Raw genomic sequence first — 8175 nt, 5'->3', positions numbered from 1 at the left:
CTCGCGGACGCGGGCGTTGAGGTCGAGCACGCGCGGCAGCAGCGGCCTGGCCAGCGGCGCGATCCGGCCGATGTCGGGGAAGGTCACGGTCACCATCCCTGCTGGCGGGTGACCCAGCCGGAGGCGAAAAGGTTATACAGCGCGTCGGACATGCGGCGGGCCACAGCCTGACCATCTTTGGGAACCCCAAACGCGGTTATGTGCTGAATCGTGAGCGGACCCTTGTGGGCCATCACATGGTTGTCCAGCAACTCACCGTTCTGGTACGCGCCGTTGCCCGTCACGGCCTTAAAGAGCTGCGCCGAACGCGGTAGATAGACCATACCGATTAACGATTGCAGGGTTGCCGCATCCACCAAAGCCACGCATATCGCGAAATCCCCCGCCCCGGCGATGACATTGATCGTCCCGTCGACAGGGTCGACGATCCAGCAGAGACCCGACCGTCCCAAGACTTTGCCCGGATCCTCCTCTGACATTATTGGCACATCAAGGATCCTTGGCAGCGCCGCCGCAAGGTAAGCATCTACGTGTTTGTCTATGGTAGTTTGTGGATTGTTGTCCGCCCGTGTGATCCGCACCTCGGTCAGGTGGCCGAAGGGCGCTTCGAGCAAGGCCTCTTCGAGTTTCTTCGTAATCCGCAGCAAGTCCATTTAAATCTCCCCCGCCGTTTCCCCGCGAGGTCGGTTATGCATTTGTGGAAATCTATTTGACCATCTGGCTGAAAATCCACGACAAGTGTTGAATGTCCTCGCTCGGTTTTCTCCGAGGGTGTCGGCGACATCACTCGTGGGTGCAAGCTCGGCCACGCGTAGAAGCTTGTAGGTGACGCCTCTCTCGGCCGGGTTGAGGTAGGCGGTCGCATCCACCACGAACGAGCGCCGGTCTCGGACGTAGGCGTCCTTGCCAGTTTGGCTCTCCAGATTGCCCTCACTCTTGAGCATCTTCAGCACGTTCTGAATGGCAGTCGTTGACACGCCTCGCTCGCTCGCCAGTTTGAGGACGGAGTCGAGTTGTGCGCTTGGCTTGAGATATCCAGCCATGATCGGGGCCCGTAGCTCGGCGGCGATCTTCTCTGACTGGTCGCGGGTGTCTGGTCTCAAGCTACGCTCCCTACTCCATCACCAACATGGTCACTTTGGTGCGGGCGCTGCGATGGGGCGGTGTTAGCGGTTGCCTTGAAGTATGGGCACGGACACGCAGGCCCCCAGTACGAGAGCTACTCCTAGTCCATCGGTACGGTGTAGATGAACCGATGCCAGCCGGCGTCAAACAGGAACCGGGTCACCTCGACCGGCCGCTCGTCAGTGTAGATCGTGCGAGTGAGCTCGACAACCGGCGTCCCCGGCAGCAGCGAGAGCACCTCCTTCTCTGCTGGGGTCGGCATGCGAGCTATGAGCACCTCGTCGGCCGCGGTCAGCGGAACACCAAGGACGGCCGCGAGTTCGGAGTGCACACCGCCCAGGATCCGCTCGTGGCGCCCAATCCGCGATCCATCGACTTGCTCGGCGACGAAGTAGCTGTCGGCGGTCTGGGCCGGGTCGCCGTCGAGAGTGATGAGGTGCCGGCGGCAGACGAGCGGCATGCCCTCGTCCACCCCGAGGATCGCGGCCACATCGCCGGGTGCCGGGACGGTGGCTACGTCGACCAGTTCGAGCTCCCGCTGAATGCCCTGCGCTTGCGTCTCGGCCTGCGTGGGAAATGTGTCCGCGGCCTGCTGGGAGTGCAGGTGCCGCTTGCTGCCGTGGCGGTCGTACCGCTTGAAACGGCGGACGAACACACCCTTGCCGTGCCGAATTTCGATGAGTCCATCGCTGCGGAGGAGATCCATGGCAGCGCGGGCTGTGGCCTTGCTCGTGCCGTACTCCGTGACCAGGTCGCCCTCCGATGGCAAGACATCGCCGCACGAGTACGGCCTTAAGCGAGGTGGATGTCGAGGTGCCCTCCACCAACGAAGGGCCCCTGGCTCGGGTCAGCCAGGGGCCCGGTTGGGTGATCAGCCTCTACCCTGTCTTTGGCTCAAGAGCCTCTATCGCGGCAATGATACGAGCCCCGTCGCCAGTCACCGCTTCTTCCCAGAGCCTGTCGATGGCGCGCACGTAGGCTTCCGCCTCGTCGCCGCGGACGAATGTCTCGGTGGTGAACGTCTCGACGGCCACCACGGGCCCGTCGTCGCCGACATAGATCTGGAAGCTGTTCTGCGGCATCGTGGCCAGCTTTATGCCCATGGGGACGATGCCGAAGCGGATCCTCGGAAGGCCGATGACGGTCTGGAGCCGGTCAAGTTGTTCGCGCATCACTGCACGCGAGCCGATCAGCTAGCGCAGGACCGGCTCCGCGAGCAGAAACTCGAACTGCTTGCTTGGGTCATACAGTGTTTGCTGTCGCTGCAGCCGCTTTGCCAAGGCCGCCTCAACGTCGTCGACCTGAAGATCGTGCAAGCTGATCATCTGCGCGAAGACGCCGCGTGCGTAGTCGGGGACCTGCAGGAATCCGGGCGCCCAAGCAGTCTCGAAGTACCGGATCAGGTGCGACTTGGCAGTGAGGTTGTTGTGGTCAGCCTGTACAGGCTCCTGACCGCGACTCAGGCGGGAGCGGAAGGCTTCCCGCATTCCCCGGGCGGTGTCGGCCAGTCGCAAGAGTTCGTCGAGCTCGGCGCCGCCGACGTTGCATGCGGCGCCCATGCTCGGATGTCGTCGTGGGTCGGCAGCTGTGTGCCGCCCTCGATACGGGGCACCTTCGATTGCGCCCAGCCTTGGGAGCGAAGAGCGCGTCACCGGGGCGGAGCAGCCGTACGACGGCGACCAACCGCTTGCGAGTGACATCCTTCAGCGGGAGGCCGCTGGCGCCGCCAGCGCGGCGTACACATACTGGTCGATGTCGTAGGTCGTCCGGATCAGGATCCGCGTGCCGGAGCCGGTGGCCGGGTACCATCGGGTCGCCGCGATGCCGTCCGGCCGGGGCATCCTGATGTCCATGACGACGCCGGGGCTGGTACGCCGCACCAAATATGTGTCGCGGGCCGCATGTCTCGCGTGGGACTCGACCAGGTCACGTCATAAAGCCCACCAGAACCCGCCTCCAGCACGGGAGTTCCCGTGAGGAACTTCGTCGCGGAGTTGTTCTCGTCGCTGGACGGCGTCATCGCCGCGGCGGCTCAGGTGGCCGATCAGATCGTTCCCGGATTGGTGGCCAGGTGCGAATAACGACGCTGATGAGTGGCTGAGGCTGACGAAGCCCACCATGGGACGCTGTGTGGCATGGGCGGTGGGGTGCGGGAGCCGCGTTCCCCGCGCGGTTCCTCAGGTCGTGGCTGGTGCCGCCGGTGCGGTTGGTTGTCTGGAGTGGATCAGCCGGGAGGCGGCCCCGTGTCTCGGCGGGTTGCGATCAGGTCCCCGAGGAGTTCGCGAGCTGAAGGATCTCGTTGTCCCGCGAGGGTCTTCTCGATGGTGGCCAGGTGCTGGAGGCCCCATGTCGATTCGGCGCGCCGCGCTGTGTCCAGGGCACGGCGGGCGTGGGTGATCGCTTCGGTGATGTCGCCGAGCTGGAACTGTGCCTTGGCCATGTCGGTGTAGATGATCGCGGCTCGTTTGTGGCTGGTGTCGTGGCCGATGGAATCGAGAGCGGACTGCCCGGCTTGAAGCGCGTGACGCTCCTGACCTAGCAGTAGGTGCGTGGAGAGCCGGAACGCCGTCATGCGTTCTGTGTCGAGGAAGCGGGTCCAGGCGCGTTCGCGGTGGGGCTGGGCGTGATCGAACGCTTCTTCGGCCTGGCGCAGGAGCTGGATGGCCCCGTGGTCGCCGAGCGCGGCCAGTTCTTCGGCTTCTCTGCTGAGGAGCCAGGCGCGGGTGGCGTTGTCGCCATGAGGCGGAAGGTAGGTCTTGGCCCGTTGTATGGCCTTCAGAGCGGAGACGCCTTGGAGGGCGTAGGACTTGTAGGCGTATAGGCATGCCTGGATGACGGCGTGCCCGCTCTCCTTAGCGAGGGCCGAGACGCGGCGGGACGCGGCGCGTTGGGCGGGCTGTTTGAGGTCCCACGCGATCCACGCCGCCAAGGTGGAGGCTTCGCCGGCGGTGGCGGCCAGCCTGCGCCGGAAGCGGTCTGGCGGGCCGCTTTGGAGAAGGTCGTCCAGTTGGGTGATGTGGGTGGTCAGGCCCTGTTGGATGGCGCGGGCCGGGAGGATGTATTCGAGGCGGTGGAAGCCGATGGTGCGGGCCTCGAGAAGTTCGATGGTGTCTTCGCTGAGGGTTTGGGGGCCGCTGAGGGCGCGGGGCCAGCGTTGCCAGGGGCTGGCGATGGATGTCGCGGCTTCGGCGGTCATCCCCGCGGCGAGCAGGAGCATCGTTCGACGGTCCATGTGCGTATCCAGCCTTCCCGCTACCCAGGCCAGCGTCAACGCGTCAACGTCGTGGATCTCGTGGATCTCGTGGACGTCACTGGGCTGACGCGGGCCGAGAACAAGCTGACCAACCCCTTCCACGCTAGGCGGGGCACTGGCTGGTGTTCCATCCCGAGCCGGCATGGGTGGGCCGGGGAGGGGAACACCGGTGATCACGCCGGGAGCGAGGCCGAGAGTCATACGGGCGGGGTCGGGCATGCGCAAGCCCTCGGCGACGCGCTCGAACACCTCAAAGGAGACGACCTGGATGGTGCCCTTCATGATCTGGCTGACCTTGCCCTGGCTGAGGCCGACCGCCACCCCGATGCGGGTCTGGCTGACACCCGCGTAACGACGAACCAAACGGAATACATGGCCTAGGTCGCGAGTCGCGAGGGCCGACACCATGTCGGGGCGTTGCCAGAGGTCAGCCGGCACGACGACCGGTTCGGCCCCACCTGCGGGCATCTGCCGTATCCCCTCGCGTCCTAGGACTCCGCTCTGCCGGTAACTCCACGCTCACCGCCCAGCGGCATCCCGTCAAGGGATATCGCCCATCAGGTGAAGGGATTCCACCTCGGGATAAGCGTGCGTGTCCCCATGGCACCCCTTGACCCATAACCGCCAACGATTAATTCGCATGCGCGCGGGCCGCCCCTGCCGAGGAAGGGACTGGGGCTGGGTGCGCAGGAGCCGGCCGGACGCGGCGTCGGCAGGCTTTAGGAGCGTGATGACAAGCGTTCGCCATGCTTGAACGAGTCCGAACGTCGACGCTGGCGGAGGTCAAAGACGGCGATGAGGTCGTCACGGTCGCAAGACGGATCGATCGCCAGCTGGCCTGCTCCGGTCGCGTGAGCGGGCCGACGCTTGGGAGGAGCAGCTACGCGAGGTCGCCGCGAGGGCGACGCCCGCGGCGGCGCTCCGCGACGTCTTTGCCCACGTAGCGGCGGAGCTGTTGACGGATAGGACCGATCACACGCGAACGCGGCCCTACCCGGTCGCGGTGTCAGCCGTAGCAGGGACGGCGGGCGAGGACCACTACTCGACCTCCTCCAGCAACGGACCGCTGGCGGCGAACTGGCGCGGCAACACCATGGCCGCGTCCTCAAACTCCTCGATCCGCTCCCTAACGGCGCTCGTGCGGCGAAGGACGTCGAACGCGAATGGCCCAGCACCTGCTCCGGAGTCCAGACGCGCTTGAACTCGATGCGATGCTCGCTCACCTGGCAGAACGCCGACTCCGCCCGGACCTCGGCGTACGGCCGGCCATGGGGGACGTAGGTAGTCTGGTCGCCGGCACGGCGCGGCCGCCGAGCAAGCGCTGAATGAGCTCGCGCAAGGCGTCGGTCCAGTCACTACGAGCCGTCAGCACGCTGCCCCCGCCCATCACCGCCACCACGCCGGTGCTGGCCACGTACCCCTCGAGCTTCTCCAGCAGCGTGGGCCGGTCCATCCAATGAGGCACGACATATCGTCACCAAGTCGGAGCGCCAGCCAGGGCACGGCGGCGTGAAGTCCTCGGCGGCTGGGTGGTGCAGACGCAACCCTTCCGCAAGCAGTGGCCGCAGGGCCGCGGCGGCCTGTTCGACCATGCCGGCGTCCAGGTCGACGGCGTCCATTCGGCGAAGGATTCATACAAGGCCACGGGCACCTGCCCGGTGCCCGTGCCCAAATCCGGCAGTCGGCGCCGAAGCCAGGCGGCACGCTTCAGCGGTCAGGAGTTGGACGGCCTCGATCGGAATGCCGGGCCGATACAGCCGGTAGGAGAGGGCGGTGCCAGCGCACTTGCTCATGGAAGTCTCCTCGCATCCGGTGTCGGCGATGGCTGTTGATTGGCCTTCCACAAATCACGTCAGCAGGTGATGGCGGCGGCCAGCGTCGCTGCGACGTGGAGGCGGCTCGCGTCGGCGGCCGGAGCGGCCAGGATCGGCGGCGATGGCTGATCGCTGATCCACACGGCGCCGGCACCGGCCTGCAGCGCGGCTCCTACGTCGAACTCGACGCTGTCATCCAGGCGGGATGTCCTGTACGGGTAACACGCCATGGGCGGTGGCCACCGCGTGTAGGGCGCCAGGATCGGGTTATGCGTCGCCGAGTTAGTGAGAGGAATGGCGGCCGGCAAACCAGCGCGACTGATCCGGCTCCCATCACTCTCTCGGCTCTGGCGAGGCAGGGAGGCGGTACTGGCCCACGCGTTCAAGTCATGGCCGGGTGATCGCCAAGAGGCGTCTGGACACGCGGACGATCGGTACAACGAAAGGGTCACATCGGCCACGCGGCTACGGCCACGCCCACAACACCTGATTGTCACCAGGATCGGGCTCGACCCGATATCCGGCCTTGAGCAAGGCGGCCTCGTACCGCGGCAGCTCCTGCGCGCAAACGACGGCATCGTCGGCGCAAGCGATCAAGAACGGCGCGCCGTCGCCGCCACCCTCGACGACAAACCCGCTTTGGCCTTCGCTGAACTCCCGCCGTCCCGCTTTGCGCAGCACCGTCCGGATAACCTCAGCGTCTCGATCCCGCACGCCCCAAAGCGGCCGGCCGCCAGCCCCGTACCCGAACTCCGGCTTGTCGTCGCCCATGGTCCACACGATAGGTGAACCGTGACCTCCTGTCTCGGGGGCGACGTGTCGTCGGCCGTCGATCCGCCGCTTCTGGCGCGAGCTATGGGAGAGGAAGAGCCACGACAACCCGCCGCCTATCGTGCTGAGGCGTCCTAGCCGCGCAGCGCGCAGCCCCGAAGGACGCGCAGCGGGTTGGCCGCGACGGTGACGCGAGCGCGCGGTGGCACACGCCGCACCTGATGGCCCGCTTCGGCGGCCAGCTCAGCGAAGTGCAAGACGCGAGGCGCAAGACGATGACCCTGGCGCTGGCCGCGGCATCGTCGACCAGGGCATCGCGGCGCGGGCCAGGACACGTCCGCAACCATAGAAAACTCACCTTGACGATCAGTTCGATATCGCTCGGCCGCGGGGGCGATCGCCTGGCCAGCGTGCGACGGCGTCGGCTCGGGGTCTGGCCACAGCGGGTAGAGGGAGCCTTCCACATCCTCGAAGCCAAAGTGCCCAACACCCTCCGGTCGCCCAGCACGAGGACAAAGCGTCGAGTGCAGGAATCCACGGCCCCATAGGAAGGGCACATGTTGCTGTCCCATAGCCCAGAGGCTGCCCACGCTCGGACCATACGCGGCGACGCGAACCGCTGTTCGGCTCTTTCGCCTGCCCGTCAGTTGGTTGCGCTCGCGTATGGCGACAACCGAAAAGCGGGCACCCCCCAAGGGAGGCCGCACGCCGATCTCAGCGATGGGGCGCGCTCTTGGGCGGGGCCCAAGGCCGGCCGATGCCGTGATACTCCTCCAGCGGGATCGGAGTGACGCCCTCGCGCATGCGACTGGTATACAGGCACCCAGCCAAATGGTCGACCTCATGAGCCACGAGCCGGGCCACCCCGTAGGGGAACGCGATGATCTCCTGCTGGCCGTCCAAGGTGGTGTGCTCCACTTCTGGAGTGAGCGGCCGGCAAACCATACCGGGCACATCGAAGAAAGACAGGCAGCCCTCGTACTGCTCGTCAGTCTGGGCGGAGGCGTTGATGACGCGAGGATTGAGCAGCACGATCGCCTCAGCGTCGGGGGTGGACCGTCGAGCTCGACGACGCCGGGCTGGTGGTGCTCGGCCAGGTCAGGGACCTCACGGCCGGCTGGTGGCGTCGCTCGGTGGCGAGGTGGTTGCGCGCGCGTCGCTGGAGTTGCCGCGCGTGGTCTTCGCCGAGGTGGAGGAGCTCGGAGATCTGGC

At 66.2% G+C, this 8175-nt stretch carries 8 protein-coding genes and 2 pseudogenes; 1 reads left to right on the top strand and 9 read right to left on the bottom strand.

The window, feature by feature from the left end:
• Positions 1-89: 89 nt before the first annotated feature.
• From ACWEJ6_RS53920 to ACWEJ6_RS53890, 7 genes and pseudogenes are all read right to left on the bottom strand, one after another.
• Positions 90-653, bottom strand: coding sequence for an inositol monophosphatase family protein (locus tag ACWEJ6_RS53920; protein ID WP_452433501.1), 564 nt, complete (start codon positions 651-653; stop codon positions 90-92).
• Positions 654-1103, bottom strand: coding sequence for a GntR family transcriptional regulator (locus ACWEJ6_RS53915; RefSeq protein WP_452433499.1), 450 nt, complete (start codon positions 1101-1103; stop codon positions 654-656).
• Between the two features lie 122 nt (positions 1104-1225).
• Positions 1226-1780 (bottom strand): GntR family transcriptional regulator, encoded by a 555-nt coding sequence (locus ACWEJ6_RS53910; RefSeq protein WP_452433503.1) that lies wholly within the window; start codon positions 1778-1780, stop codon positions 1226-1228.
• Between the two features lie 3 nt (positions 1781-1783).
• Positions 1784-1903: pseudogene (locus tag ACWEJ6_RS53905) on the bottom strand (GntR family transcriptional regulator); the annotation flags it as partial.
• A gap of 100 nt (positions 1904-2003) precedes the next feature.
• Positions 2004-2612 (bottom strand): annotated as a pseudogene (locus ACWEJ6_RS53900) (DUF5753 domain-containing protein).
• Between the two features lie 216 nt (positions 2613-2828).
• Positions 2829-3005 carry a hypothetical protein gene (locus ACWEJ6_RS53895; protein WP_452433497.1) on the bottom strand — a complete coding sequence of 59 codons (177 nt, stop codon included), beginning with the start codon at positions 3003-3005 and terminating at the stop codon, positions 2829-2831.
• A gap of 344 nt (positions 3006-3349) precedes the next feature.
• Positions 3350-4846, bottom strand: coding sequence for a helix-turn-helix domain-containing protein (locus ACWEJ6_RS53890; RefSeq protein ID WP_452433495.1), 1497 nt, complete (start codon positions 4844-4846; stop codon positions 3350-3352).
• A gap of 857 nt (positions 4847-5703) precedes the next feature.
• Between ACWEJ6_RS53890 and ACWEJ6_RS53885 the strand changes: the two genes are divergently transcribed.
• On the top strand, positions 5704-5838 hold the full coding sequence (locus tag ACWEJ6_RS53885) for a hypothetical protein (protein ID WP_452433493.1): 135 nt from the start codon (positions 5704-5706) through the stop codon (positions 5836-5838).
• Positions 5839-6657: 819 nt separating this feature from the next.
• Here ACWEJ6_RS53885 and ACWEJ6_RS53880 read toward each other — a convergent pair.
• Together ACWEJ6_RS53880 and ACWEJ6_RS53875 are read right to left on the bottom strand one after the other, a co-directional pair.
• Positions 6658-6963 (bottom strand): hypothetical protein, encoded by a 306-nt coding sequence (locus ACWEJ6_RS53880; protein ID WP_452433491.1) that lies wholly within the window; start codon positions 6961-6963, stop codon positions 6658-6660.
• Positions 6964-7677: 714 nt separating this feature from the next.
• Positions 7678-7995, bottom strand: coding sequence for a peptide deformylase (locus ACWEJ6_RS53875; RefSeq protein ID WP_452433489.1), 318 nt, complete (start codon positions 7993-7995; stop codon positions 7678-7680).
• Positions 7996-8175: the final 180 nt, after the last annotated feature.

This window comes from Nonomuraea sp. NPDC004702 (assembly GCF_053601695.1).
Note: the sequence above shows the minus strand (reverse complement) of the source record. Positions and strands in the feature narration are given on the sequence as shown.